30 protein-coding genes, 1 tRNA gene and 1 pseudogene are annotated in these 23959 nt (G+C 67.8%); 21 read left to right on the top strand and 11 right to left on the bottom strand.

The features are described 5' to 3' along the window. The first annotated feature begins 88 nt into the window (after window positions 1-88). Together OF829_RS20205 and OF829_RS20200 are read left to right on the top strand one after the other, a co-directional pair. Window positions 89-706 carry a PadR family transcriptional regulator gene (locus OF829_RS20205; protein ID WP_264942014.1) on the top strand — a complete coding sequence of 206 codons (618 nt, stop codon included), beginning with the start codon at window positions 89-91 and terminating at the stop codon, window positions 704-706. Further along, window positions 706-1029, top strand: a complete 324-nt coding sequence (locus OF829_RS20200) for a DUF2218 domain-containing protein (protein ID WP_264942013.1) — start codon at window positions 706-708, stop codon at window positions 1027-1029. The genes OF829_RS20205 and OF829_RS20200 overlap by 1 nt, the downstream gene beginning before the upstream one ends. An 84-nt stretch (window positions 1030-1113) precedes the next feature. Here OF829_RS20200 and OF829_RS20195 read toward each other — a convergent pair whose 3' ends face one another. After that, complete coding sequence (locus OF829_RS20195) at window positions 1114-2262, bottom strand: glycosyltransferase family 4 protein (RefSeq protein ID WP_264942012.1); 1149 nt, start codon at window positions 2260-2262, stop codon at window positions 1114-1116. A 175-nt stretch (window positions 2263-2437) separates the two neighbouring features. On the opposite strand from OF829_RS20195, the gene radA reads away from it, so the two are divergent. The 9 genes from radA to OF829_RS20150 all read left to right on the top strand — a co-directional run bounded on the left by radA (window position 2438) and on the right by OF829_RS20150 (window position 9109). Beyond that, a complete protein-coding gene (radA, locus tag OF829_RS20190; protein WP_264942011.1) occupies window positions 2438-3808 on the top strand; it encodes a DNA repair protein RadA in 1371 nt (456 codons plus the stop codon). A 62-nt stretch (window positions 3809-3870) separates the two neighbouring features. Beyond that, window positions 3871-4245: an endonuclease domain-containing protein gene (locus OF829_RS20185; RefSeq protein ID WP_264942010.1), complete on the top strand. Its 375-nt coding sequence runs from the start codon at window positions 3871-3873 to the stop codon at window positions 4243-4245. A gap of 104 nt (window positions 4246-4349) precedes the next feature. Beyond that, window positions 4350-4913 carry a lipocalin family protein gene (locus tag OF829_RS20180; protein WP_264942009.1) on the top strand — a complete coding sequence of 188 codons (564 nt, stop codon included), beginning with the start codon at window positions 4350-4352 and terminating at the stop codon, window positions 4911-4913. Between the two features lie 68 nt (window positions 4914-4981). Next, the gene (locus OF829_RS20175; RefSeq protein ID WP_264942008.1) at window positions 4982-5551 is read left to right on the top strand and encodes a CvpA family protein; all 570 of its coding nucleotides are present in this window, start codon (window positions 4982-4984) and stop codon (window positions 5549-5551) included. Window positions 5552-5591: 40 nt separating this feature from the next. Next, complete coding sequence (locus tag OF829_RS20170) at window positions 5592-6053, top strand: iron-sulfur cluster assembly scaffold protein (RefSeq protein ID WP_264942007.1); 462 nt, start codon at window positions 5592-5594, stop codon at window positions 6051-6053. Continuing rightward, entirely contained in the window at window positions 6053-7885 is a 1833-nt protein-coding gene (locus OF829_RS20165) for a cation:proton antiporter domain-containing protein (RefSeq protein ID WP_264942006.1), read from the top strand. The genes OF829_RS20170 and OF829_RS20165 overlap by 1 nt, the downstream gene beginning before the upstream one ends. Continuing rightward, entirely contained in the window at window positions 7882-8262 is a 381-nt protein-coding gene (locus tag OF829_RS20160; RefSeq protein WP_264942005.1) for a diacylglycerol kinase, read from the top strand. Before OF829_RS20165 ends, OF829_RS20160 begins: the two co-directional genes overlap by 4 nt. Then, window positions 8259-8603 carry a DUF423 domain-containing protein gene (locus tag OF829_RS20155; RefSeq protein ID WP_264942004.1) on the top strand — a complete coding sequence of 115 codons (345 nt, stop codon included), beginning with the start codon at window positions 8259-8261 and terminating at the stop codon, window positions 8601-8603. Before OF829_RS20160 ends, OF829_RS20155 begins: the two co-directional genes overlap by 4 nt. Further along, complete coding sequence (locus OF829_RS20150) at window positions 8600-9109, top strand: DUF1993 domain-containing protein (RefSeq protein ID WP_264942003.1); 510 nt, start codon at window positions 8600-8602, stop codon at window positions 9107-9109. Before OF829_RS20155 ends, OF829_RS20150 begins: the two co-directional genes overlap by 4 nt. 6 nt (window positions 9110-9115) lie before the next feature. Here OF829_RS20150 and OF829_RS20145 read toward each other — a convergent pair whose 3' ends face one another. The 4 genes from OF829_RS20145 to OF829_RS20130 form a co-directional block, all read right to left on the bottom strand. Next, entirely contained in the window at window positions 9116-10990 is a 1875-nt protein-coding gene (locus OF829_RS20145; RefSeq protein ID WP_264942002.1) for a M1 family metallopeptidase, read from the bottom strand. A 301-nt stretch (window positions 10991-11291) separates the two neighbouring features. Beyond that, window positions 11292-12044, bottom strand: a complete 753-nt coding sequence (locus tag OF829_RS20140; protein WP_264942000.1) for a hypothetical protein — start codon at window positions 12042-12044, stop codon at window positions 11292-11294. Between the two features lie 220 nt (window positions 12045-12264). Further along, window positions 12265-13365, bottom strand: coding sequence for a 3-dehydroquinate synthase (gene aroB / locus OF829_RS20135; protein ID WP_264941999.1), 1101 nt, complete (start codon window positions 13363-13365; stop codon window positions 12265-12267). Continuing rightward, entirely contained in the window at window positions 13362-13907 is a 546-nt protein-coding gene (locus OF829_RS20130) for a shikimate kinase (protein WP_406701454.1), read from the bottom strand. Before OF829_RS20130 ends, aroB begins: the two co-directional genes overlap by 4 nt. 83 nt (window positions 13908-13990) lie before the next feature. Between OF829_RS20130 and OF829_RS20125 the strand changes: the two genes are divergently transcribed. From OF829_RS20125 to OF829_RS20110, 4 genes are read left to right on the top strand one after another with little or no spacing between them, the layout of a single operon-like run. Continuing rightward, complete coding sequence (locus OF829_RS20125) at window positions 13991-14128, top strand: hypothetical protein (RefSeq protein ID WP_264941997.1); 138 nt, start codon at window positions 13991-13993, stop codon at window positions 14126-14128. After that, window positions 14109-15878: a hypothetical protein gene (locus OF829_RS20120; RefSeq protein ID WP_264941996.1), complete on the top strand. Its 1770-nt coding sequence runs from the start codon at window positions 14109-14111 to the stop codon at window positions 15876-15878. The genes OF829_RS20125 and OF829_RS20120 overlap by 20 nt, the downstream gene beginning before the upstream one ends. Further along, on the top strand, window positions 15875-16792 hold the full coding sequence (locus OF829_RS20115; protein WP_264941995.1) for a tyrosine-type recombinase/integrase: 918 nt from the start codon (window positions 15875-15877) through the stop codon (window positions 16790-16792). Before OF829_RS20120 ends, OF829_RS20115 begins: the two co-directional genes overlap by 4 nt. A 12-nt stretch (window positions 16793-16804) precedes the next feature. Further along, window positions 16805-17752 (top strand): acetyl-CoA carboxylase carboxyltransferase subunit alpha, encoded by a 948-nt coding sequence (locus OF829_RS20110; RefSeq protein ID WP_264941994.1) that lies wholly within the window; start codon window positions 16805-16807, stop codon window positions 17750-17752. Between the two features lie 86 nt (window positions 17753-17838). Here the strand turns inward: OF829_RS20110 and OF829_RS20105 are convergent, their stop codons facing one another. The 3 genes from OF829_RS20105 to OF829_RS20095 all read right to left on the bottom strand — a co-directional run bounded on the left by OF829_RS20105 (window position 17839) and on the right by OF829_RS20095 (window position 18706). Next, a complete protein-coding gene (locus tag OF829_RS20105; protein WP_264941993.1) occupies window positions 17839-18000 on the bottom strand; it encodes a Flp family type IVb pilin in 162 nt (53 codons plus the stop codon). Window positions 18001-18240: 240 nt separating this feature from the next. Then, window positions 18241-18408, bottom strand: coding sequence for a Flp family type IVb pilin (locus OF829_RS20100; protein WP_264941992.1), 168 nt, complete (start codon window positions 18406-18408; stop codon window positions 18241-18243). A 124-nt stretch (window positions 18409-18532) separates the two neighbouring features. Continuing rightward, window positions 18533-18706, bottom strand: coding sequence for a Flp family type IVb pilin (locus tag OF829_RS20095; protein WP_319951569.1), 174 nt, complete (start codon window positions 18704-18706; stop codon window positions 18533-18535). A gap of 111 nt (window positions 18707-18817) precedes the next feature. Here OF829_RS20095 and OF829_RS20090 point away from each other — a divergent pair, with 111 nt between their 5' ends. Next, on the top strand, window positions 18818-19201 hold the full coding sequence (locus OF829_RS20090) for a (deoxy)nucleoside triphosphate pyrophosphohydrolase (RefSeq protein ID WP_264941990.1): 384 nt from the start codon (window positions 18818-18820) through the stop codon (window positions 19199-19201). A 26-nt stretch (window positions 19202-19227) separates the two neighbouring features. Here the strand turns inward: OF829_RS20090 and OF829_RS20085 are convergent, their stop codons facing one another. Beyond that, the gene (locus OF829_RS20085; RefSeq protein WP_264941989.1) at window positions 19228-20049 is read right to left on the bottom strand and encodes a methyltransferase domain-containing protein; all 822 of its coding nucleotides are present in this window, start codon (window positions 20047-20049) and stop codon (window positions 19228-19230) included. Window positions 20050-20090: 41 nt separating this feature from the next. Here OF829_RS20085 and OF829_RS20080 point away from each other — a divergent pair, with 41 nt between their 5' ends. The 5 genes from OF829_RS20080 to OF829_RS20060 all read left to right on the top strand — a co-directional run bounded on the left by OF829_RS20080 (window position 20091) and on the right by OF829_RS20060 (window position 22550). Then, a complete protein-coding gene (locus OF829_RS20080) occupies window positions 20091-20834 on the top strand; it encodes a ComF family protein (protein WP_264941988.1) in 744 nt (247 codons plus the stop codon). Window positions 20835-20869: 35 nt separating this feature from the next. After that, window positions 20870-21127 (top strand): glutaredoxin 3, encoded by a 258-nt coding sequence (gene grxC, locus OF829_RS20075; RefSeq protein ID WP_264941987.1) that lies wholly within the window; start codon window positions 20870-20872, stop codon window positions 21125-21127. Window positions 21128-21136: 9 nt separating this feature from the next. Further along, window positions 21137-21961: a carbon-nitrogen hydrolase family protein gene (locus tag OF829_RS20070; protein ID WP_264941986.1), complete on the top strand. Its 825-nt coding sequence runs from the start codon at window positions 21137-21139 to the stop codon at window positions 21959-21961. Then, complete coding sequence (locus tag OF829_RS20065) at window positions 21958-22434, top strand: DUF1178 family protein (protein WP_264941985.1); 477 nt, start codon at window positions 21958-21960, stop codon at window positions 22432-22434. The genes OF829_RS20070 and OF829_RS20065 overlap by 4 nt, the downstream gene beginning before the upstream one ends. A 39-nt stretch (window positions 22435-22473) precedes the next feature. Continuing rightward, a tRNA-Arg gene (locus OF829_RS20060) sits at window positions 22474-22550 on the top strand. Between the two features lie 112 nt (window positions 22551-22662). On the opposite strand, the gene OF829_RS20055 is transcribed toward OF829_RS20060, so the two are convergent. Further along, the gene (locus OF829_RS20055; protein WP_264941984.1) at window positions 22663-23751 is read right to left on the bottom strand and encodes an acyltransferase family protein; all 1089 of its coding nucleotides are present in this window, start codon (window positions 23749-23751) and stop codon (window positions 22663-22665) included. Between the two features lie 25 nt (window positions 23752-23776). Beyond that, a pseudogene (locus OF829_RS20050) lies at window positions 23777-23959 on the bottom strand (hypothetical protein); the annotation flags it as partial.

Raw genomic sequence — 23959 nt, 5'->3', positions numbered from 1 at the left:
TTAGGAAGGTGAGGGTGTCGGGGCTTGTCAAAACTGACTCAAGATATATCTTAGACACATCAAGACTCGCTAATATAGGATTTTACACATGCGATTTGGATTTCATCATCATGGCCGCGGTCGTCAGGCAGAGCGTGGCGAGCACGGCATGGAGTGCGGCCCGGGCGGCCGCAGGGGCGGCTGGGGCCGTCACTTTTTCGAGCATATGGCCGATCATCACGCGCACCATCACGGCCGCGGCGGGCGGCGGCGGATGTTCGACGGGAGCGAGCTGCGCCTGATCCTGCTCAAGCTGATCGAGGAGCAACCGCGCCACGGCTACGACCTGATCCGCGAGATCGAGGAGCGTTCGGGCGGCGCCTATGCGCCCAGCCCCGGCGTGGTCTATCCGACGCTGACGATGCTCGACGATATGGGCCTCGTCGAGGAACAGAAGACCGAAGGCGCCAAGAAGCAGTTCGCGATCACCACCGCGGGCCAGGCGCATCTGACCGAGCGCGAGGAAGAGGTGGAGGCGCTGTTCGCGCGGCTCGCGGAGCTGGGCTCGCGCAGCGCGCGCACCAGCGGTGGCCCGATCCGCCGCGCGATGAGCAATCTCGGCGCCGCGCTGCAGGACCGTTTGGGCCGCGGGGACGTTGACGCCGATATCCTGCACGAGGTCGCCGCGATCATCGACGAGGCGGTGCAGAAGATCGAGAGGCTGTGATGACCCTGACCGTGGTTTCCGCGAGCGCGCTGGTGCCCACCGCAAGCGCCAGCAAATATCTCCAGCAGCTCTGCAAGCATTGGGAGCACAACCTCCAGGTCGAGTTCACCCCCGAGAATGGGACGGCGATCTTCCCGAAGGATGCGCGCGGGGCGGACTTTCCGGGCGATGCGGTGGTGACCTTCAATGTCGCTGAAACCGGGCTCGCGGTGCGGATCGACGCGAGTTCGGAGGCGCAGCTGGAGGCGCTGAAGGGCGCCGTGGTCCGGCACCTCGACCGGTTCGCGTTCCGGGAAGTGCCGCTGCGCTACGATTGGAAATGATCGTCATCCCGGCGAAAGCCGGGACCCGGAGCCGCGGGCGGTCCGCTGAGTAAACCTGGGTCCCGGCTTTCGCCGGGATGACGGCTATTTGGATTTCTTCTCCGCCGCTTCGAGATAGGTATCGACCACCACCTGGTTGATCTTGTCCCACTCGTAACCCTTGGCAAGCTCGAATCCGGCCTGGCCGGCGGCTTGGCGGAAATCATGGTCGGTGGCGAAGCGGGCGAGCGCGTCGGCATAGGCGTCCATGTCCTTGGGATCGCAGAGAATGCCGCTGACATTCTCCTCGACCAGCCCGACCGGGCCGGTCGCGACCGCCGCGACCACCGCGACCCCCGACGCCATCGCCTCGAGCGTGACGTTGCCGAAGCTCTCGGTGACCGAGGGATTGAAGAACACATCCATCGAGGCGACCGCGCGGCTGAGATCGGCGCCCGACTGGAAGCCGGTGAACACCGCGTTCGGCACGCGTTCGGCGAACCATTCGCGCGCGGGACCTTCGCCGATCACCATGACGCGGTGCTTCACGCCGCGCGCCTGGAGCCGCTTGATCACCTCGGCGAAGACGTCGAGCCCCTTTTCGAGCACGAGCCGGCCGAGAAAGCCGATCACGACCTCATCGTCGGCGATGCCATGCTCGCGGCGCCATTCGAGGCTGCGCATGCCGGGGTTGAAGCGGTCGTGATAGACGCCGCGCGACCAGATCCGCATCGGCTTGGTGACGCCCCAGCCCTGGAGCAACTCGACCATGCCGCGCCCGGTGGGCATCACCATATCGGTGCGGTTGTAGAAGCGGGTGAGCGCCTTGATCAGCAGCGGCGCGAGGAAGCCGAGGCCGTAATATTGCGGGTAGGTTTCGAAGCGGGTGTGGACCGAGGCGACCGTGGCGATGCCCTGCTCGCGCGCCCAGCTGACCGCGCGGTGGCAGAGGATTTCGGGCGCCGAGACATGAACCACGTTCGGGTTGAACGCCTCGAGATCGGGCAGCACCGCCTTGATCCCCTTGGCGACCTTATACTCGCCGCGCCCGCCCGGCATCGCGAAGGCGGGGACGCTGACCAGATCGCCGGTGGGGGGAAAGGCCGGGGTGTCGGTCGTCGGCGAATAGATGCGCACCTGCGCGCCCTGCGCGATGGCATGGCCCATCAGCAGGTTCAGCGCCTGGTTCGCGCCGTCCCGGACATAATTGTAATTGCCGCTGAAGAGCGCGACGCGGAGATCGGATGCCTGCATTGCGCGCGGCGCATAGCGGGCGGGGGGCGATGCGTCCACCTTCCGCCGTCACCCCGGCGGAAGCCGGGGGCCAGAGCCCAACGGGATGCCGCTCGCGACTCTGGGTCCCGGCTTTCGCCGGGATGACGAAAAGAAGAAGCTTGTTCCCTTCTTGTTCCATCGCTAGCATCGCGCCATGGCCAAGCCCCGGAAACGCTATGTCTGTCAGGCCTGCGGGTCGGTTTCGTCGCAATGGGCGGGGCAGTGCGGGGATTGCGGGGACTGGAACACGCTGGTCGAGGATGCCGCTGGCTCCAATGTGACGCCCTTTCAGGCCAGGCATAATCTGCAGAGCGGCGGGCGGGCGATCATGCTGACCGGGCTCGATACCGATGTGGCGCTGCCCGAGCGGATGGCGAGCGGGATCGCCGAGCTGGACCGGGCGCTGGGGGGCGGATTCGTCGAGGGTTCGGCGACGCTGATCGGGGGCGATCCGGGGATCGGCAAGTCGACCCTGCTGCTCCAGGCGGCGGCGAAGATCGCGATGCGCGGGCTCAAGGTGGCCTATGTCTCGGGCGAGGAGGCGGCGGACCAGGTGCGGCTGCGCGCGCGGCGGCTGGGGCTGGGGGATGCGCCGGTGCAGCTCGCGGCGGCGACGTCGGTGCGGGATATTCTCACCACGCTGGGGGAGGGGGCGTCGCCCGCCTTGCTGGTGATCGATTCGATCCAGACGATGCACTCCGACCTGATCGAGGGCGCGCCGGGGACGGTGAGCCAGGTGCGCGCGAGCGCGGGCGAGCTGATCCGCTTCGCCAAGGAGCGCGGGACTGCGGTGGTGCTCGTCGGGCACGTCACCAAGGACGGCAGCATCGCGGGCCCGCGCGTGCTCGAGCATATGGTCGATACGGTGCTGGCGTTCGAGGGCGAGCGCAGCCACCAGTATCGCATCCTGCGCGCCACCAAGAACCGCTTCGGCGGCACCGACGAGATCGGCGTGTTCGCGATGGCGAACGAGGGGCTTTCGGAGGTCGCCAATCCCTCGTCGCTGTTCCTGACCCAGCGCGACGAGAGCGTGACGGGGACGATCGTATTCCCGGCACTCGAGGGGACGCGGCCGGTGCTGGTCGAGGTGCAGGCGCTGACGGTGCGGCTGGCGTCGGGCGCGACGCCGCGGCGGGCGGTGGTCGGTTGGGATTCGGGGCGGTTGGCGATGGTGCTGGCGGTGCTCGAGGCGCGGTGCGGGCTCAGTTTCTCGTCGTGCGAGGTCTATCTGAACATCGCGGGCGGGTATCGCGTGCAGGATCCGGCGGCGGATCTGGCGGTGGCGGCGGCGCTCGTCTCGTCGCTGGCCGAGCGGTCGCTGGCAAGCGACTGCGTGGCGTTCGGCGAGATCGCGTTGTCGGGGGAGATAAGGCCGGTGGCGCATTCCGCGCTGCGCTGCCGGGAAGCGGCCAAGCTCGGGTTCGGGCGGGCGCTGGGGCCTTCGGGCGCCTCGGGAGAGAGCCCGCTGGCGCTATCGGCGTTTCGGACGCTGGGGGCGTTCGTGGATCATCTGTTGGGGCGGTGAGATCGAAATCCTCCCCGCCAGGGGGAGGTGGCGGGCGCAGCCCGACGGAGGGGGAGGAGGCGATGCGGCTAGATGGATCAGGTAGCGGACGTCGGAATGCGAAGCGCCTGCGCAAGCAAATGACGCCGCCCGAAATCGGCCTTTGGCTGGCGCTTCGCGGCAATAAGGCTGGGCTGCGCTTTCGAAAGCAGCATTCGGCGGGTGATTATGTGCTCGATTTCTATTGCGCGCCGGCGAGGCTCGCGATCGAAGTCGATGGTGAGGCGCATGCCCGTGGCTATCGTCCCGCGAGTGACGCAGTTCGAGATGCTTGGCTTGGATCGCAAGGCGTTAGTGTGGCACGCTATTCGGCCAGCAATGTGCTGTCGAATTTGGAAGGCGTTGTCGAGCAAATCATGGCTTTGGCGGTCGAGCGACGGGATCGATTCGAAATCTGACGCTTTCCTCCCCCTCCGTCCGCTTCGCGGCCACCTCCCCCTGGCGGGGGAGGATAGGTGAGGTGGGGCTACCAATTCGGCGCGTGGCATCGCACTATGCCCCTATGAAGCAATCCACCGCCCTCAAGATCGCCGCGGGGGTCGCGGCTGCCGCGATTGGCGGCGCGTTCCTCTATTCGCGCTCGACGCGGCCGCCGGTGATCAATCCCAAGGTGCCCGAGCCCGCCGAGCCGGTCGATCTGGCGCGCTACCTTGGCAAGTGGTTCGAATTGGCACGGCACGAGAACCGCTTTGAAAAGGGGCTCGACGCGGTGACCGCGGAATATTCGCTCGACGATGACGGCACGATCCGGATCGTCAATAGCGGACGCCAGGGCAGCCCGAAGGGTGAGCGGAGCAGCGTCGAAGGGCATGCGATCGTCGCGGACCGGGCGACCAACGCCAAGCTAAAGGTCTCTTTCCTTGGGCCATTTTACGTGGGCCCCTATTGGATCCTCGATCATGGCGACGATTATGAATGGTCGATCGTGGGCGAGCCGAGCGGGCGCTATCTGTGGGTGCTGGCGCGCGAGCCCAAGCCCGCGCCGGCGGTGGCGGAGGCGATCCTGAAGCGGGTCGAGGCGCTCGGCTATGACCGCTGGGCGCTCCGGGCCACGCGCCACGCCTGAGCGCGCGGACCGGCTTTCGCCATTTCATGGTTAAGCGTATCAAGGCGCCGGCTTGGGAGGAGCGCGACATGGCATTCACCGCACTCGACATCATCGTGCTGCTCGCGATCGGGGCATCGGCCGTCATGGGGCTGGTGCGCGGCTTCGTGACCGAGGCGCTGGCGCTGCTGGCGTTCGTGCTGATCGTGGTCGCGCTGAAGTTCCTCCACTCGCCGCTGGCGGAGATGCTCGCGGGGCCGGTGGGCACGGTGCAGGGGGCGGCGGTGCTCTCCTTCGCGATCATCGCGGGGGTGACCTATTTCGGCGGGCGGCTGGTCGCGAATGTGGTTGGCGCGAGCGCGCGCGATTCGTTCCTGGGGCCGGTGGACCGGGCGCTGGGGTTCGGCTTCGGGGCGCTCAAGGGGCTGGTGCTGGTGAGCCTGGGCTTCCTGCTGGTCGTACTGGTGGTCGATACGGTGCGCGGCGGTGCCTCGAAGCGGCCGGACTGGATGACGACCTCGACCACCTATCCGCTGCTCAACTGGACGAGCGCGGGGATCGCGGATTTCGTCGACCGGCGGCGCAAGGGCCTGCCGGTGTTCGGGGACCGCACCGCGCCGGAGACGGGTAATTCGAGCAACGCTAGCGAGAGTCGCTGAGGGGCTCGCCCTTCGCGTCTGGGTCCCCTAGATGGGGGGCGTGAACGCGCCGCTCTACAATAATGAGATCCTCCGCCTCGCCGCCTCGATCCCGTTTCATGCGCGGATCGAACGTCCGCAGGCGAGCGTCGAGAAACGATCGCCGGTGTGCGGGAGCCGGGTGGCGGTCGATGTCGATCTCGATGCGGAAGGACGCGTGGCGGCGGTGGGGATGCTGGTGCGGGCATGCGCGCTCGGCCAGGCGTCCGCAGCGCTGATGTCGGCGCATGTCCTGGGCAGGAGCGCCGCGGAGCTGGCCGAGACGCGTGACCAGCTCACCGCCTGGCTCGCGGGGGAGCGCGCCGATCCGCCCGAATGGCCCAGGCTCGAGCTGTTCGCGCCCGCGCTGCCGCATCGCGCGCGGCATCCCTCGATCCGGCTGGCGTTCGAGGCCGCGGCGGAAGCGGCGGCGCTTGCCGCGCGGCACGAGGCGGCCCCGGTTCAAGCCCGGGGCAGGCTTTGATGGAGGAGCATGGTTCCCTGCTCGGCGATGCCGTGCCGATGCTCGGTTTCGCGCTGGCGTCCGTGCTGGTGTTCCGGCGGCTCGGGCTGGGTGCGACCCTGGGCTTCCTCGTCGCGGGTGCGCTGGTCGGGCCGCATATCCTGGGCCTTGTCCATGATGCCGAGGGCAAGATGGGCATCGCCGAGCTCGGCATCGCGCTGCTGCTGTTCCTGGTCGGGCTGGAGCTGAGCCCGAGCCGGCTGTGGCGGATGCGCAAGGATATTTTCGGGCTGGGGCTGTTGCAGGTGGTGGCGTGCGGGCTGGCGATCGTCGGCATCGTCGCGGTGGGGACCGATGTTTCGATCGAGGCGGTGATCGCGCTGGGGCTGCCGCTCGCGCTCTCCTCGACCGCGCAGGTTTTGCCGATGCTGCAATCGGCGGGGCGCCTGCGCACGCCATTGGGCGAGAAGGCGTTTGCGATCCTGCTGTTCCAGGACCTGTCGCTGATCCCGCTGATCACCATCACCGCGGCGATGAGTCGCAACCCCGAGAGCACCAAGCCGGTGCAGCTGACCGAATGGCTGGCTTGGGCATTCGGCATGCCCGCGCCGCTGAGCACGCCGGGCTGGTTGCTGGCGATCTACACCTTGACCGCGATCATCGGGCTGGTCGCGGTCGGGCGCTATGGCCTGCGCCCGCTGTTCCGGCTGATCGGCAATCTGGGCGAGCGCGAGATGTTCGTCTTCGCGGGGCTCTTCACCGTGATCGCGGCGTCTGCGCTGATGGTGTGGCTGGGGCTGTCGGCTGCTTTGGGCGCGTTCGTCGCGGGCGTGATGCTGGCGGACTCGCCCTATCGGCACGAGCTGGAGGCGGATGTCGAGCCGTTCCGTTCGATCCTGCTCGGGCTGTTCTTCCTCGCGATCGGGATGACGCTGAACCTCGGTGCGATCGCCTCGCACCCCTTCTTCGTGATCGGCATGGCGATCGCGGTGATCATCGCCAAGACCGCGATCATCATGGGGCTGGGCATGCTGTTCGGCATGAAGCGGCGCTCGGCGTTCGCGCTGGGGGTGCTGCTTAGTCAGGGCGGCGAGTTCGGCTTCGTGCTGTTCGCGCAGGCGCAGGCGGCGCGGCTGGTGGAGGGCGAGGCGGCGAGCCTGTTCGGCGCGATCGTCACCCTCTCGATGGCGACCACGCCCTTCCTGATGATGCTGACCCAGAAACTGCGCGCCGAGCCCGAGCCGAGCGCGGAGGGGCTGGACGGGCCGAGCCATGACGGGAGCAACGCGATCGTGGTCGGCTATGGCCGGTTCGGCCAGACGGTCGCGCAGATGCTGATCGTCCAGAAGATCCCGGTCACGCTCGTCGATACCGATGTCGAGATGATCCAGGTCGCGGGCGATTTCGGGATGAAGGTCTATTATGGCGACGGGACGCGGATCGACATCCTGCGCCAGGCGGGCGCCGCCGATGCTGAGCTGCTGCTCTTCTGCCAGGATGGCGACGGGCTCGATACCGAGCTGCTCGAGGCGATCCACCATGCCTTCCCCAAGGCGACGATCTTCGTGCGCGCCTATGACCGGCGATCGGTGATGAAGATGCGCGGCGCGCCGGTGGGCGGGATCGTGCGCGAGCTGATGGAAAGCGCCGTCATGATGGGCCGGATGGCGATGGAGGCGGTGGGGGTCGATGGGCAGGAGATCGACCGGACCGAAGCCGAATATCGCCGCCGCGACTATGCCCGGCTCCAGCTCCAGAAGGAGACCGGCGATATCCGCGCGGGCCGCGACGGGGCGATCACCCAGGCGTCGATGGCCGAGGCGCAGGTGCTCGATCTCGAGGCGACGGGGTGAAGAACCGGTCGTTCCGCGAGCGGATCGGCTTTGCGCTGGCCGGATGGCGCGAGGCCTTCGCGCGGGAGAGCAGTTTTCGGACGCAATCGGGGATGGCCGGATTGGCGCTGGCCGCGCTGCTGGTGCTGCGGCCCGCGCCGGTCTGGTGGGCGCTGGTGGGGCTCACCTGCGCGCTGGTGCTCGCGCTCGAACTGATCAATTCGGCGGTCGAGGCGGTGATCGACCTGCTCCATCCGGGGATCCATCCCTCGATCAAGCTCACCAAGGATATGCTGGCGGGAGCGGTGCTGGTGATGAGCTGCGCTTCGCTGGTGGTGGGGGTGGCGATGGTGGTGGAGAATGCGCCGCGGCTTCTGGTGGAGATCGGGCTGTGGTGAGGGCAATTACGGTTCTGGCCGCGCTCTCCGGCGCGCTCGCGGTGGCCGCGGGGGCATTCGGCGCGCATGGGGCGAGCGGGCAGGCGGCGGAGTGGCTGAAGACGGGCGGGCAGTATCAGCTGATCCATGCGGTCGCGGCGCTGGTGGCGGCGCGGATGGAGGCGCGGGGCCCGGCCTGGCTGTTCGTCGGCGGCGCGGCGCTATTCGCGGGGACGCTTTATCTCATGGCGCTGGGGCTGCCGCGCTGGCTGGGGGCGGTGACGCCGCTGGGCGGAGCGGCGTTGATCGGCGGGTGGCTTTGGCTGGCTTGGGAAGCCGGCAAACGGGAGACGGGACGATGACGATTACGCTGTTCACCTTCGTGGACCTCTACAGCCGCGCGCTGGTGACTCTGGATCACCTGCTGACCAAGGGCGTGGCGCGGGCGGAGGAGTTGGGCGTCGGCGAGGGCGAGATGCTCGGCTGGCGGCTGATCGGCGACATGAATCCGCTGGGGTTCCAGATCATGGTCGTGGTCAACTTCTCGCGGTGGTGGCCGGCGCGGGTGGCGGGGTTGGCGGTGCCTGAGGGGATCGATGCCGATCTCGATGTGGCGGGATTCCGCGCGGCGATCGCGGAGACGCGGGCCTATCTGGGCGGGCTGACCGCCGAGCAATTCGCCGGGCGCGACGACGTGCCCTTCACCCACCAGATCGGGCCGGGGATGGAGCCGACGATGCCTTCGGGCCAGTGGCTGAGCGTGTTCGCCACCACCAACATCTATTTCCACCTCTCGACCGCCTATGGCATCCTGCGCGCGAATGGCGCGGCGATCGGCAAGCCGGACCTGTTCGCGGGCGGGCTGTAGCAGCCCTTATTTCGGATGCACGATCCGTTCGACGCCGCTGGCGGTGGCCGGATGGTAGCCGCTCCGCGCCTTGTCGAACAGCCGCGCGGCGATCGGGCGGCCCCAGTCGCCCTGCTTCATCAGCCCCGAATAGAGCGGGCGGATCAGCAGGCCGCGGCCGACATGCGTCACGAACTGTTCGAGTGAGGGGAGAGCGGGCTCGTAGCGGTTGGCGATCGCCAGTTCGAGCCAGGCCGAGCGGACATAGGCGTTGGTCGAGGCGGAGAGGCCTAGCGTCTCGTCGAGCTCCTTGAGGCGCGAGGGCGGAAGCTGGCGGGGCAGGCCGACGAGGAAGCGCTGCCATTCCTGGGTGCTCCAGCCCCTGGTCTGCACCGCGCTGGCCGGACCGCCCGCGACGAACGCCGCGCGCTTGGCGTCGATCGCGGCGAGCGTGGCCGAGGTGATGTGGACCGCATTGGCGGGGAGGCCGGGGCCGTACGCCCAGGCGTCGAGCTGGAGCAAGGCCTCGAGGTTCGCATCGCCCTCGACCAGATTGGCGCGGATATCCGCCAGGAAGCCCGCGGTGGTCTGGGGCTGGAAGGCGTGGCGGTCGAAATAGGAGCGCAGATAGGCGTCGAACCTCGGACGGCCGACGATATGCTCGATCGTGCGCAGGAAGGTCGAGCCCTTGAAATAGTCGAGCTGGCCCCAAGTCTGGCCGGGATCGCCGTGGAGGCGGGTACGCGGGGCCTGGGGGCCGCCGGCATTGCCGATATCGCGCTGCAGCCCCTCCCAATCGGTGTCGGCATAGATGGCGGCGCGCTCGGGTCCGTAGACCGCCTCCATGATGCGGTTCTCGAAATAGGTGGTGAAGCCCTCGTTGAGCCATGAATCCGACCAGGTGGCGTTGGTGACGAGGTTGCCCGACCAGGAATGGGCGAGCTCGTGCGCGACGACATCGGTGTTCGAGCGGTCGCCGGTGATGATCGTGGGCGTCAGGAAGGTCAGCGTGGGGTTCTCCATGCCCCCGAACGGGAAGCTGGGCGGCAGCACGAGCATGTCGTAGCGGCCCCAGCGATAGGGGCCGTACAGGTTCTGCGCGGCGTCGATCATCTTCTCGACATCGCCGACCTCGTGCGCGGCTGCGTCGAGCATCGAGGGTTCGGTCCACACCCCCGAGCGCGGGCCGGTGGCCTTGAACTTCAAGTCGCCGACCGCGAGCGCGAGCAGGTAGATCGGGACGGGCTTGTCCATGCGGAAGCGGAAGCTGCGCATGCCCTTGCCGGCGGGGCGCCCTTTGGCGCCGTCGACGCGGGTGGCGCTCATCACGGCGACCAGATCGGCCGGGACGGTGATCGTCGCCGACCAGGTCTGGCGGATGCCGGGGCTGTCCTGGGTGGGGATCCAGCTGCGGTTGTTGATCGCCTGACCCTGGCTGAAGAGATAGGGCTTCACCTTGCCCGCGGTCAGCTCCGGCGGGAGCCATTGCAGCGCGCCGGCGTCGGGGCGGCTGGCGTAGCGGATGACGATCCGCCTGGCGCCGTTCAGCCGGACGGTGAGCGCGCTGCCCAGCTCGGGATCGTCGGCGCCGACGGTGAAGGCGAGCGGCTTGCCCTTTGCGTCGGTGATCGCGGCGATATCGAGATCGTCGATGTCGAGGACGATCTCCTTGGCGCCGGGTGCCGCAAGGATGTCGAGCGTCGCGGTGCCCGACATGGTCTTCGCGATGAAGTCGGCGGTCAGCTTGACATCGACATGGGTGACGCGCGCGATTTGCGGCTGGGCATGCGTCCAGACGTCGCGAGCCTCGGGCGTGGTGAGGATCGGGGCGACCTTGGCGACCTGGGCGGCGGCGGGGGTGGCGAGCAGCAGGGTGGCGATGGCGGCGAGGATGATGCGCATGGCGGGGGTGCTATGCGCATCGCGGCTGAACGGCAACTGATGGCGGGTGGGCGAGCGGTTGAATTGAAGGCGCCTAGCTTCGCACTTTTCATTCGAATCGTGAAATTTCGTTGCGTGGTCGTGAAAGAATGTTGCGAGGATCGCGACGATGGGCAAGGAGAACAGGGCGAACATTGGCGAATCATGACAAATTCGGGGGTTGTAGGACAGACTTGGTCGGAGGGGCTGCCAGTGCGGGACAGGATGGATTGCGAGATGCGATCATGCGGCGTTCCGCTGACGACCCGAAGCTGCCACAAAGCTAGCCTTTGATCGTCGCTCTGAGAACGCTCTGCAGCCACTCCCATTTTCCGAGTGGTTCAATAAGCAGGTTGAAGAGGTTGGCTCCCAGTGCCAGCCACGTTGCGGGGTGATTCAAGCGGCCGTATCTGAGCGCAGCCCAAATCAGCAAAACAACGATGATCCCCGTCGCGAGATACAAGGGCATGATAACCTGCCCGGGACCGTCTTTTCCAAAGAGGACCACCCACAGGAACTGCAATCCCCGGCCCAGCGCAGGCATCATGATGATGAAGACGGTCGAGATCAGCCACCAGGCGTGATCTTGCAGCGATCGCCGATGGCGAATCGACTGTATGACGGCAAAAATGAAGGCCGACATCATGACGAGCTCGACCGTCGCTACACCGTAGAAGAACCAGGGCTCGAAAGGTCCGAACTGATCGCGCATCTGCGCGGAGAGGCCCGCATTGACAATATCGCGGTTCAGCGCGCTCAATGCCGTCAAGGCCACGCCCCCCGCGAGAAAGAACCCGATGATCCCATTCGTCCGGTGCCGGTCGAATTGCCGACGCTCGGCGTAATAGGGCTGGAGGATCAGAAAGAGATACCACAGAGTCGCGGTCCAATAATGGACATGGACCGGCCATGCGTTCTCGGTCAGGTCACCCCAATAGTCATGGAATATCCCGATCTGCATGATCGCCATCGGGATGACCATCCACAGATACAGACCGGTATATCGGTTCAACCCATTACGGTCGTGGACGCTCATAATGACCCCCTGTAAGCTTTTTCACTTCCTTCCGCTCGGTGGCTCACACTTGAGCCAAATTGGATGCGGCTTATGAGATTCGGAATGCCCTTACGGGGAACTCGTGCCACCAACGTTCGCCAACAGCCAGCTCAGGCTTCACCACAGACGAAGGTGCCTGACTGCAAAGTTTCCAGTGTCGGCCGCTTCGCCTGCCGCGGCTAGAGCAACGTCTGTGCTCCTAACGCGGCTGCGCGTCCAGAAAGGCCGCGATGTTGCCAAGATTCACCGTCTTGTCGAGATAGGTCTGCCCGATCCCCCGCGCGAGGAGAAACGGCAGCGTTCCCGCCTCCATCTTCTTGTCGTGAAGCATATGCTCGACAAGGCGCCCGCCGCTCGCGGTGATGCCCGCGGCCTTGAGCCCGTCGGGGAGGCCCACCGCGCGGAGATGGGCGGCGACGCGTTCGCTGTCCTGCCTCGGGCAAAGCCCCTGTTCGGCCGAGAAGGCGAAGGCCAGCGCCATGCCTGCCGCCACGCCCTCGCCATGGAGGAGCTTGTCGGAGAAGCCGGTTTCGGCCTCGAGCGCGTGGCCGAAGGTGTGGCCGAGGTTGAGCAGCGCGCGCTTGCCGGTGGTTTCGCGCTCGTCTTGGGCGACGATGCGGGCCTTGGCGGCGACGCTGTGGGCGATGGCATATTCGCGCGCGGCAGGGTCGCCGGCGAGGAGGGCGGCGCCATTGGCCTCGCACCATTCGAAAAAGGCGAAGTCATCGATCAGGCCATATTTGACGACCTCGGCATAGCCGGCACGGGCCTCGCGGGGCGGGAGCGTGTCGAGCACCTGGGGGTCGATCAGCACGAGCGCGGGCTGGTGGAAGGCGCCGACGAGGTTCTTGCCGGCGCGGCTGTTGATCGCGGTCTTGCCGCCGACCGAGCTGTCGACCTGGGCGAGCAGAGTGGTTGGGATCTGGACGAAGTTGCAGCCGCGCTTGAGGATGCTCGCGGCGAAACCCACCAGATCGCCGATCACGCCGCCGCCGAGCGCGATGATGTGATCGCTGCGCTCGATGCCGAGCTGGAGGAGCTTGTCGGTGAGCGTTTCGAGGTGCGGCCAGCTCTTGGTGCTTTCGCCCGCGGGCAGCACGATCGCTTCGCTGGCGACCCCGGCCGCCTCGAGCGAAGCCTGGAGCGTGGCGAGATGGAACTCGAGATGGTCGTCGGTGACGATGGCCATCGTCCGGCCACGTAACAGCGGCCTGAGGATCTCGCCCGCCTTCGCCAGCAGCCCGGCCTCGATGCGGATTTCGTAGCTGCGGTCGCCCAGCGACACGGGGACGACGGTCATCGAACGGCTTCCAGTTCCTTGAGGATCGCGTTGACCGTCGCGTCGTGCGGCGCGGCGACGCTGAGCACGCGGATCGGCGCCATCGCGTAGAAGGGATTGCGCACCGCCGCCAGCTCGGCGAGCACCTCCTGCGGATCGCGGCCGCGCAGCAGCGGGCGGGTGTCGCGGCGGCGGACGCGCTCGGCGAGCACGCCGGGTTCGGCCTCGAGCCAGATGGCGAGCGCCTGATCGAGGATCAGTTCGCGCGTCTGTTCCTGGACGAAGGCGCCGCCGCCGGTGGCGATCACCTTGGGCGTGCCGTCGATCAGCCGGGCGATGACGCGGCGTTCGCCATCCCTGAAATGCGCCTCGCCGAAGCGGTCGAAAATCTCCGAGATGGTCATCCCCGCGGCTTCCTCGATCGCGGCATCGGCGTCGATGAAGGGCAGGTCGAGCTTCTGCGCGAGGCGGCGGCCGACGGTCGTCTTGCCCGCGCCCATCAGGCCGACGAGCACGATCGGCTTGCCGGTCCAGGGCCCCGCTTCGTGATGCATTTGTAACATCTCCCGGGGGGCTATACAGCGAGGGTCCCGCTCGGGCAAAAGCCCCGGCGCAAAGGCTTCATTTGGTCAGGCGAGAGTTTTCTATGCCCCGTTCGATTATCGTGCTGATCGTGGTGGCGGTGCTGCTGGTGGGTGGGATCGTGCTGCTTTCCATGCGCGACACCCACAAGGAACCCACGCGAATCGACAAGGCGGTCCCGCTTGAAAATCTCGCGAACTAAGCTCGCTTTCGCCGCCGTCCTGCTGACCGGCACCGCGACGGCGGTGTACGCGCAGCAGGACAGCCCCGAATCGATCCTGCCTCCGGGGTTCGACAATCCCGCCCCGGCGCCTGCTCCCGCGCCACGACCGGCTCCCGCCCCGGCGCCGAGCATCCCTTCGGATTCGAGCACCTCCGCGCCGGTGGGCGACGCGATGACCAACACCGCGGCGATCGAGGACCAGCCCACAGCGCCGGTCGATCTAAGCAAATATGAGCTGCCCGAACAGGCCCGGCACGGTCTGGGCCGGATCGGGATCAGCGTGCTCGGCAATCCGGCCTTTCCGGCCAATGCGTTCGGCGCCTCGAACGGCAAATATCTCGCGACCATGATGCGCCGGATCGACGCGCCGATCGCGTCGCGCTGGGTATCGATCGCGCTGCGGCGGGCGCTGCAATCGCGGATCAACACGCCCAAGAGCTATGACGGCGCCGATTTCGCCGCCGAGCGCGCCTGGCTGCTGCTGCGGATGGGCGAATCGATCGCGGCGCGCGGCGTGGTGCAGGACGTCGATGTCGAGAATTACACGCCGCTGATGTTCGAGGTCGCGATGCAGAGCGCGCTGGCGAGCGCCGATCCGGGGGCGTTGTGCGGGATCGCCGAGCCGGGATCGAAGCGGCTGCCCGAGCGCGGCTGGGCGTTTGCCAAGGCGATGTGCGCCGGGCTGGCGGGCGATCCGAGCCGCGCGGGCCAGCTGTTCGACCAGGCTGCGGGCGGGCGGCAGAATATCGACACGCTCGTCGCCGAGAAGGTGATGGGTGCGGGCGCGCAGGGCCGCCGCGCGGTGACGATCGAATGGGATGGCGTGACGACGCTGACCGCGTGGCGCTGGGGGCTGGCGACCGCGACAGGGGTCGAGGTGCCCGCCGAACTCTATCGCAGCGCGGGGCCGCAAGTGACCTCATGGCTGGCGCTGGCGCCCGGGCCGAGTTCGGCGGCGCGCGCAAATGCCGCGGAGCTGGCGGCGACGCAGGGTGTCTTCTCGGAGCAGGGGCTGGTCGAGCTCTATGGCGAGATCGAGACCGAGGATGGCGCCGACAGCGCGGCGGTGGCGGTCGCGCGCGACCTGCGCACCGCGCATACCGGCGCCAACATGGCCGATCGGATCGCGGCGCTGCAGCGGCTGTGGAACAACACCGAATCGCAGCGGCTGCGCTATGCCCGGCTGGTGCTGACCGGGCGGGCTTCGGCGTCGATCCCGGTGAGCAGCGATCGTTCGGGCGAGGCGGACCAGCTGATCGCGTCGATGCTGAGCGCGGGGCTCGATAGCCAGGCGATGGCGTGGCGGCCGGTGGTCAAGCGCGGCAGCGATGGCTGGGCGATGCTCGCGCTCGCCGATCCGGCGGCGAACGCGGTGGTGAGCTCGGCCGATTTCGAGAGCTATCGCGGATCGGCGGACCGGCGGAAAGCGCAGCTCGCCTTTGCCGGGCTGGCGGGAATGGGGCGGCTGGCGAACGGGGATGTGATCACGCTCGCCGGGACGCTTGGTGTCGATGTTCGCGGCGAGAATGCGTGGACGCGCGCGATCGATGCGGCGGGGCGGCGCGGCGAATCGGGGACGGTGATCCTGCTCGCGGCCGCGGGGCTGCAGGCGCGCGGCTGGGCGCCGGTGAGCCCGGAGGCGCTGTACCATATCATCTCGGCGATGCGCGCGGCGGGGCTGGGCAATTATGCGCGGATGGTCGCCGTCGAGGCGATCACGCGGGTTTGAGTTCGGGTGACGATCGCGCGCTGATCGAGCGCTTTCTGGAAATGATGGCGGCTGAGGCGGGCGCGGCGGGGAATACGCTGGCGGCCTATGGCACCGATTTGCGGCTGGCGTCGGAGGCGCTCGAGGGGCGGCTGGGGAGCGCGGGGGCGGGCGATCTGGAGCGGCTGGGCGCGGAATGGCAGAGCTTCGCGCGGGCGACGGTGGCTCGGAAATCGGCGGCGCTGCGGCGCTTCTACGCCTTTCTGCATGACGAGGGGCTGCGGGGGGACGATCCCGGCGGTGCATTGCCGCGGCCGGGGACGGGGCGGCCCCTGCCCAAGGTGCTGAGCACCGGGGATGTCGACAAGCTATTCGAGGCGATCGCGGCGCGGCAGGCGCGCATTCCCGCCGATCCGCTCGACCTGCGGCTCGCGGCGTTGGTGGAGCTGCTCTATGGATCGGGGCTGCGCGCGACCGAATTGGTGTCGCTTCCCCGAAACGCGATCCATCCCGACCGCCCCTATCTGATCCTCAAGGGCAAGGGCGGGCGCGAGCGGCTGGTGCCGATCTCGGACCGGGCACGGGCGGCGGTGGGGCTGTGGCGCGAGCATGTCGCGAGCGACCGGCTGTGGCTGTTTCCGAGCGGCAAGAAGCATCTTTCGCGCGTGCGGCTCTATCAGATGCTGCAAGGACTGGCGGCGGAGGCGGGGATTCCGCCCGACCGGGTGAGCCCGCACGTGCTGCGCCACGCCTTTGCGACCCACCTGCTCGAGGGCGGCGCCGATCTGCGCGCGTTGCAGGCGATGCTGGGGCATGCGGACATCGCGACGACCGAGATCTACACCCATGTGGATAGCCGCCGGCTGGTGGAGCTGGTGAATTCGCGGCACCCCTTGGGCGAAGCGCTCGTTGACGCGAAGCCCCGCCCGGCCTAACCGGCGCGCCTGATGGCTACATTCCTCGACTTCGAGAAGCCGCTCGCCGAGCTGCAGAACCGCATCGACGAGCTGCGCAAGGCGGCCGATGGCAGCGACGTGGATATCGATGCGGAAATCGGCCCGCTCCAGGCGAAATCCGACAAGTTCCTCAAAGAGGCCTATTCGAAGCTGACGCCCTGGCAGAAGACCCAGGTGGCGCGGCATCCCGAGCGGCCGCACTTCAAGCATTATGTCGCCGCGCTGATCGAAGATTTCATGCCGCTGGGCGGCGACCGCGCCTTTGCCGACGATCAGGCGATCATCGGCGGGCTGGGGCGGTTTCGCGGGCGCCGGGTGATGGTGATCGGCCATGAGAAGGGCGACGATACCGCGAGCCGGCTCAAGCATAATTTCGGGATGGGCAAGCCGGAAGGATATCGCAAGGCGATCCGGCTGATGCAGCTTGCCGACCGGTTCGACCTGCCGGTGGTGACGCTGGTTGACACCTCGGGTGCCTTTCCGGGCGTCCAGGCCGAGGAGCGCGGTCAGGCCGAGGCGATCGCGCGCTCGACCGAGCAATGCCTTAATCTCGGCGTGCCGCTGGTCGCGGCGGTGCTGGGCGAGGGCGGTTCGGGCGGCGCGGTGGCGCTGGCGGCGGGCAATGTCGTGCTGATGATGGAGCATGCGGTCTATTCGGTGATCTCGCCCGAAGGCTGCGCTTCGATCCTGTGGCGCACCGCCGACAAGGCCGCCGAGGCCGCCGAGGCGATGAAGGTCACCGCGCAGCATCTGAAGGAACTCGGCGTGATCGACCGGATCGTGCCCGAGCCGCTGGGCGGCGCGCACCGCGATCCCGGCATGGCGATCCAGGCGCTGGGCGATGCGATCGCCGAGTCGTTGAACAGCCTCGATGGGATGTCGGCGGAGAAGCTGCGCCAGGCGCGGCGGGGCAAGTTCCTCGCAATGGGGCGGATCTAGCGTCCGCCGGTGCGGTGGTGGAGGGGACGCCGCCGCAGACGCCCCGCGGCTAGCAACGACGCCCCCTCCGCCAGCCAGGCGGGGGCCTAGCTGGCTTTCATATTATCGGTGACGTTGCCGAAGGTCTTGGTGAGCTGGTTGCCCAGCCCCTGCATCGCGCCGATCGCCGCCACGGCAATGAGCGCCGCTATCAATCCATATTCGATCGCAGTCGCTCCCTTGCGACTGCGGAAAAGCTTGCGAATCATCGTAAGTCCCTCCCGCTCGGCGCGCGCGAAAGGCCCGCCCCGGCATAGGTGGTTTTACGTATCCGCCTTCACGGATTAACAAGGATCAAGGAGAAGGCCGCGTTCATCTTGTTTCATGCGCGCAACAAAGGTCGCGTCGCTGGAGCCCCGGGCGCCTGCCGGTCAAGCGCGGGACATGAAAAAGGGCGGCGGAACCGAAGTTCCGCCGCCCCTCTTTCGTTCGCTTCAGTCGTCGAAGGCTTACGAAGCCTTCATGTTCGACGTCACGTTGCCGAAGGTCTTGTTGAGCTGGTTGCCCAGACCCTGCATCGCGGCGATGGCGGCGACGGCGATCAGAGCGGCGATCAGGCCATACTCAATCGCGGTGGCGCCCTTGGAGTTCTTCAGGAAGTTGCGAATCTTGGTCATACCGGTCTCCATGGTTCAATAGTGCTTCATTCACCCGGCCGGCCCGGAGACTCCGGTACGGCAGATTCGAACTTAGAGATGGGGAGTAAACAAACGGCTAAACCGCACCGTTACGCGCTGGTAACTATCCCGCCTGCTGCACCTTGGTGCTGACATTGTTCCACATGCCCGTGGTGGTAGTGCCGAGCTGGATGATCGCGGTCATGATCGCGAGCACGACAAGGGCGAGGATGAGACCATATTCGACCGCCGTCGCGGCCTTGCGGTCGCGGCAGAGAGATTGAACAAGGCGCATCATGGATCGCATTTCGGCGCGAAAACCCCCTTCACCGTCGCGTGAATCTAGAGAAAGGTCCTTAACGAAGTGCTGAGCGATGTGTCCGGGAGGGCCTCCGTAGAAACACTGTTCGTGGTTGCAGCGGCGCTGATCGACGGCGACGGGCGCGTGCTCGTCCAGCAGCGGCCGCCCGGCAAGCCGATGGCGGGGCTGTGGGAGTTTCCGGGCGGCAAGGTCGAACCCGGCGAGGCGCCCGAGGCGGCGCTGGTGCGCGAGTTGACCGAGGAACTGGGGATCGCGGTCGAATCGGCGTGCCTCGCGCCCGCGACCTTCGCGAGCGAAAGGCTTGGCGAGCGGCATTTGATCCTGCTGCTCTATGCGCTCAGGAAATGGAGCGGGGTGCCGGCGGCGCACCATGCCAGCGCGCTCAAATGGGTGCGGCCGCTCGAACTGCACGGGCTCGAGATGCCGCCGGCGGACAAGCCGCTGATCGGGCTGCTGGAGGCGCTGGTCTAAGCTCCCTCTCCCCTCCGGGGAGAGGGCTATTTGCCCTTCAGCGCTTCCGCCAGCGACGCGGTGGCGCTGCCGCGGCGGGCGGGCCGAGGCTGGGAATCGTCCGGGGCCCAGCCGGTCATGTAGACGATCTCGAAACGCTCGGCGGTGCGGCCGTCGGGGCCGGCCTGATCGGCGAAATGTTCGGCGGCTTGGGCGAGCGTGACACGGGTGAGCGGACGCGCGTTCGGCAACAGACTGGTCGCCGCCATGCCGCGCAGGTCGCGCAGCAGATTGGCGATGCCGGCATAACGGACGGTGAGCGTTTCGACATCGGCCACAGGCAGCGCGAAGCCGGCGCGGGTGAGCAGGTCGCCCGCGGCGCGGACGTCGATCTGGGGGTGGAAGCGCGCGGCGGGCTCGGCGGCGAGAAAGGCGGCCTTGAGCGCGGCGAGGCTGCCTGCGCCCGCAAAGGCGGCGAGGAACAGGCCGTCGGGGCGCAGCGCGCGGCGGGCGAGGGCAAGTGCCCCGGGGACGTCGTTGACCTGGTCGAGCACGCCTGCCGAGACGATCAGGTCGAACGAAGCTTCGGGGAAGCGGGGCAAGTCCTCGTCGGCGTGGACACCGCCCGAGAGGCGCGCGAATTCGGCGCCCGCATCGAGGCGGGTGATGGCCGCGCCGGGCAAGGTGAAGCTGCCGTCGAAGCTGCCGAGATCGAGCACGTCGCGGAACGCGCGCTTCACCGCGGCGAGCCGCTCGGCGATGCCCTCGAGCATATGATCGCGCAGGAAGGCGAAGTCGCGATAATGCGCGGCGGCGCGGTCGCGGCGTTTGCGGCGCAGGTTGCGGTCGAAGATCTCGGGGGGACTCACGCGGCGCTTGTGCAGCGGCTAAGGCCGGGGGACAAGGCGGGATGCGCGCCGCCGCCCCCTTGCGCTATCTCGCCGATCTCGCGCTGCCGCCGCGCTGCCCGGGATGCGGCGAGGTGGTAGGGGCGGATCATCGCTTTTGTGCGGCATGCTGGGGAAGGCTGAGATTCCTCGGGCCGCCCTGGTGCGCCAGTTGCCAGATGCCCTTCGACTATGACCGCGGCGAGGGGGCGGTATGCGGCGAATGCCTCGCCGAACCGCCGCTGCACGATGGGGTGCGCGCGGCGGTGGCCTATGGCGAGGTGGCGCGGCACGTGGCGCTGCGGCTCAAATATAGCGGGAAAACGGCGCATGCCGCGACCATGGCGGAAGCGATGGCGCGGCTGATGCCCGAAGGGGCGGGGCTCCTGGTGCCGGTGCCGCTGCACCGCTGGCGGATCTGGGGGCGGGGATTCAACCAGGCGGCGCTGATCGCGGCGGCCCTGTCGAAGGCGAGCGGCGTGCCGGCCGATCCGTTCCTGCTCCGGCGGATCAAGGCGACGCCGGTGTTGCGCGGACTGGGACCCAGGGGCCGGGCCAAGGCGGTGGCGGGGGCATTCGCGCTGGCGCCCGAGGCGAAGCAACGGATCGCAGGGAAGACGATCGTGTTGGTCGACGATGTCCATACCAGCGGCGCGACCGCACGGGCCTGCGCGCGGATTCTCAAGCGTGGCGGTGCGGATCGCGTGATCCTTCTGTGCTGGGCGCGCGTTCTGGGCGAGGAGGCCGGTGATCGATACCCTGATTGACAAGCGGCCCCGCCCACCGCACCTCGGATTGCGAAATGGCCAAGATCGAAGTCTATACCAAGGCGTTCTGCCCCTATTGCACCCGCGCCGAGGCGCTGCTCCGCTCGAAGGGCGCCGCGTTCGAGGAGATCGACATCACCCTGGGCGGCCCCCGGCGGCAGGAGATGATCCAGCGGGCGGGCGGACGCACCACCGTCCCGCAGGTCTTCATCGACGGCAAGCATATCGGCGGATCGGACGATCTCGCGGCGCTCGATCGGCGCGGCGGTCTCGACGCATTGCTGGCGGCATGAGGTGCAGAGGTGACTAGGGCTGCGATCCTGCAGATGACGAGCGGGATCGATCCCGCCGCCAATGCACGCACGCTCGTCGCGGGGATCGCGGACGCCAGGGCGGGCGGGGCGGCGATGCTGTTCACGCCCGAAATGTCCGGCCTGGTCGATGGCGATCGCGGCCGGGCGGCGGCCTCGCTGGCGCATGAGGGCGACGACCGCGTGCTCGCCGCAGTGCGCGAGGAGGCGGCGAAGCAGGGCATCTGGGTGCATCTCGGCAGCCTCGCGGTGCTGCGCGAGGACGGCAAGCTGGCGAACCGGGGCTATGTGATCGACGAAACCGGAACGATCCGGGCGCGTTACGACAAGATGCATTTGTTCGACGTCGACCTGCCCACCGGCGAAAGCTGGCGTGAATCGAACAGCTATACCGCAGGCGAGCGCGCGGTGACGGTGAAGACCCCGCTCGGCGTGCTCGGCCCGGCGATCTGCTATGACCTGCGCTTTCCGGACCTGTTCCGCGCGCTGAGCGATGCGGGGGCGACGATCCTGGCGATGCCCGCGGCCTTCACGCGGCCGACCGGCGCGGCGCATTGGCACATCCTCCAGCGCGCGCGCGCGATCGAGGCGGCGGCGTTCGTGATCTCGGCGGCGCAGACCGGGCAGCATGAGGATGGCCGTGCGACCTATGGCCACAGCCTGGTGGTCGATCCCTGGGGCGAGGTGCTGCTCGACATGGGCGAGCCCGCCGGACTGGGCTTTGCCGAGATCGACCAGGGCCGGGTCGAGGCGGCGCGGAGCCGGGTGCCGGTGCTCAAGCATCGCCGGGCGATCCCGGAGGTCGAGGCGCTATGATCGTCTTCGATCTCAAATGCGGCGCGGGCCATGTGTTCGAGAGCTGGTTCGGATCGAGCGCGGCCTATGAGGAGCAGCGCGCGGGGCGGATGATCGCCTGCCCGATGTGCGGCGACAGCGAGGTGACCAAGGCGGTGATGGCGCCCAATGTCGCGGCCAAGGGCAATCGGCGTTCGGGCGCGACGGTTCCGGCCGAGCCCGGGGTTCCGACCTCGACGATGCCGGAGCCTCCACCCGAAGTGGTCAAGGCGGCGATGGCCGAGCTCGCCAGGCTGCAGGCCAAGGCGCTGGAAGGGTCGCAATGGGTCGGCGGCAGCTTCGCCAAGCGCGCGCGGGCGATGCATGAGGGCGATGAGGAACATGCCCTGATCCACGGCCAGGCCACGCCCGACGAGGCACGCGAGCTGATCGAGGATGGCGTGGCCGTCTCGCCGCTGCCCTTCCCGGTGGTACCGCCCGAGGCGCGCAACTAGTTGCCGCCGATGGCGGTGCGCCTTATGGGGTGCCCGCGTGGTTCCGTAGCTCAGCCGGATAGAGCGCCACTTTCCTAAAGTGGGCGTCGGGGGTTCGAGTCCCTCCGGGACCACCATTCTTTGTTTTGCCTCAGGCGCCGGCGGCGGCATCCGCCGCCTTGGCTATCCTCCCCCGGATCAAGTCCGGGGTCGGACGGCCGTTCGGCCTTGCGGACCCTTCGGGTCCGGTTAGCGAGCCTTGCGGTGACCGAACAAGGGTGCGGTCAGGCGCGTCAACGGCTTCTCGACGATCTTGTGCCCGATTATGCCCGCGGTGATGCTGGCGGCGAACATCGCCAGGGCGAGCGCGACCGTTTCGATTGGCGAAACCAGGCCGAGCCGTTCGCCGATCTCTTCCATCACCAGCATCACCAGCACATGGACGAGGTAGAGGAAGTAGGAGGCGTCTCCGAGCAGCAGTCCGGCGCGGACCGCGAAGCGCCGCTCGTCATCGGGTGCGGTGGTGAAGGCCGCGGCGGCGACCACCACGAGCGACAGGCCCCAGAGCGGCCAGTTGGGCCAGAGCTGGGTCGCGACCGGCGGGGCGGCCCACAGGATCGGAAGGCTGACCAGCATCAGCGCCGCGAGCACGCCGATCCCCGCGCGATGCGTCAATCTCCCGCCGAACCGCTCGTGCGACCAGCCGACCAGGATCCCCAGGCCGAACAGCGCGACGATCGGCTGCGCGAGCGCGCCGGCAATGCCGTGGCCCAGCAGCCCGGTCTGACCGAGCGCGACGGTGCCGGCGATCAGCGCGAGCACCAGCGGCAGGCCGAGCCGCTTGGGGAAGAGCAGCGCAAAGGCGAAGAGCAGGTAGAAGAACATCTCATAGTCGAGCGTCCAGCCGACGCCGAGGATGGGGCGGAATTTGAGGCCGTCGAAATCATAGGGGATGAAGCCGAGCGACAGCAGGATCTCGCGCAGGGGAGCGCTGCCCTTGCCCGCGAGGAGGAGCGCCAGCGTGGCGCCGGTCAGCAGCCAGTAGAGCGGCACGATCCGGTGGAGCCGCCGTTTGAGGAAACGGCCCGCCGAGGCCGGGTTGCCCGCCCAGCTGTCACGGCAGGTATAATACATGATGAAACCGCTGATGATGAAGAACACCGCCACGCCGAGGATGCGATAGTCGGCGGCCTTGGCAGCCCAGGCGAGGGCGGGAACGCGCTCGACACTATATTGGATGCAGTGCGCGACCAGCACCATCGCCGCGGCGATTCCGCGCAGATACTGGATCGCCGCCAGCTTCCGCCCCTGGCTCGGGCTTGGGGATTCGAAGGTCATGCGGCCCCTGGGTTCCGGCCGCGCGTCAAGCGCGCACGACCTTGTCGGACGGCAGGTTAGCGCACACGTTGCGGGTGTCGACCACCAGCTTCGAATGCTCGACGAGGTGGCCCCAATCGATCCCGTCATGATCGGTGGCGATGAGGACGACGTCGTAGGTTGCGAGGTTTTCGGGCGTGAGCGCGACCGACTTGCGGCCCGCGAATTC

It is taken from the genome of Sphingomonas caeni (genome assembly GCF_026013415.1).
GTDB classification, from domain to species: domain Bacteria; phylum Pseudomonadota; class Alphaproteobacteria; order Sphingomonadales; family Sphingomonadaceae; genus Sphingomonas; species Sphingomonas caeni.
The sequence above is the reverse complement of the archived record's forward strand: the minus strand, read 5'-3'. Positions and strand labels throughout refer to the sequence as shown.

Excerpts from the sequence above, each read along its gene's own strand:
- grxC (WP_264941987.1), top strand. The coding sequence starts at position 20,870 with ATGGCCAAGATCGAAGTCTATACCAAGGCGTTCTGCCCCTATTGCACC.
- OF829_RS20095 (WP_319951569.1), bottom strand. The coding sequence starts at position 18,706 with ATGATGCGCCTTGTTCAATCTCTCTGCCGCGACCGCAAGGCCGCGACG.
- OF829_RS20165 (WP_264942006.1), top strand. The coding sequence starts at position 6,053 with ATGGAGGAGCATGGTTCCCTGCTCGGCGATGCCGTGCCGATGCTCGGT.
- OF829_RS20125 (WP_264941997.1), top strand. The coding sequence starts at position 13,991 with ATGCCCCGTTCGATTATCGTGCTGATCGTGGTGGCGGTGCTGCTGGTG.
- radA (WP_264942011.1), top strand. The coding sequence starts at position 2,438 with ATGGCCAAGCCCCGGAAACGCTATGTCTGTCAGGCCTGCGGGTCGGTT.
- OF829_RS20200 (WP_264942013.1), top strand. The coding sequence starts at position 706 with ATGACCCTGACCGTGGTTTCCGCGAGCGCGCTGGTGCCCACCGCAAGC.
- aroB (WP_264941999.1), bottom strand. The coding sequence starts at position 13,365 with ATGACCGTCGTCCCCGTGTCGCTGGGCGACCGCAGCTACGAAATCCGC.
- OF829_RS20055 (WP_264941984.1), bottom strand. The coding sequence starts at position 23,751 with ATGACCTTCGAATCCCCAAGCCCGAGCCAGGGGCGGAAGCTGGCGGCG.
- OF829_RS20110 (WP_264941994.1), top strand. The coding sequence starts at position 16,805 with ATGGCTACATTCCTCGACTTCGAGAAGCCGCTCGCCGAGCTGCAGAAC.
- OF829_RS20175 (WP_264942008.1), top strand. The coding sequence starts at position 4,982 with ATGGCATTCACCGCACTCGACATCATCGTGCTGCTCGCGATCGGGGCA.
- OF829_RS20150 (WP_264942003.1), top strand. The coding sequence starts at position 8,600 with ATGACGATTACGCTGTTCACCTTCGTGGACCTCTACAGCCGCGCGCTG.
- OF829_RS20180 (WP_264942009.1), top strand. The coding sequence starts at position 4,350 with ATGAAGCAATCCACCGCCCTCAAGATCGCCGCGGGGGTCGCGGCTGCC.
- OF829_RS20140 (WP_264942000.1), bottom strand. The coding sequence starts at position 12,044 with ATGAGCGTCCACGACCGTAATGGGTTGAACCGATATACCGGTCTGTAT.
- OF829_RS20205 (WP_264942014.1), top strand. The coding sequence starts at position 89 with ATGCGATTTGGATTTCATCATCATGGCCGCGGTCGTCAGGCAGAGCGT.
- OF829_RS20105 (WP_264941993.1), bottom strand. The coding sequence starts at position 18,000 with ATGATTCGCAAGCTTTTCCGCAGTCGCAAGGGAGCGACTGCGATCGAA.
- OF829_RS20100 (WP_264941992.1), bottom strand. The coding sequence starts at position 18,408 with ATGACCAAGATTCGCAACTTCCTGAAGAACTCCAAGGGCGCCACCGCG.
- OF829_RS20065 (WP_264941985.1), top strand. The coding sequence starts at position 21,958 with ATGATCGTCTTCGATCTCAAATGCGGCGCGGGCCATGTGTTCGAGAGC.
- OF829_RS20080 (WP_264941988.1), top strand. The coding sequence starts at position 20,091 with ATGCGCGCCGCCGCCCCCTTGCGCTATCTCGCCGATCTCGCGCTGCCG.
- OF829_RS20195 (WP_264942012.1), bottom strand. The coding sequence starts at position 2,262 with ATGCAGGCATCCGATCTCCGCGTCGCGCTCTTCAGCGGCAATTACAAT.
- OF829_RS20145 (WP_264942002.1), bottom strand. The coding sequence starts at position 10,990 with ATGCGCATCATCCTCGCCGCCATCGCCACCCTGCTGCTCGCCACCCCC.
- OF829_RS20185 (WP_264942010.1), top strand. The coding sequence starts at position 3,871 with ATGCGGCTAGATGGATCAGGTAGCGGACGTCGGAATGCGAAGCGCCTG.
- OF829_RS20130 (WP_406701454.1), bottom strand. The coding sequence starts at position 13,907 with ATGTTACAAATGCATCACGAAGCGGGGCCCTGGACCGGCAAGCCGATC.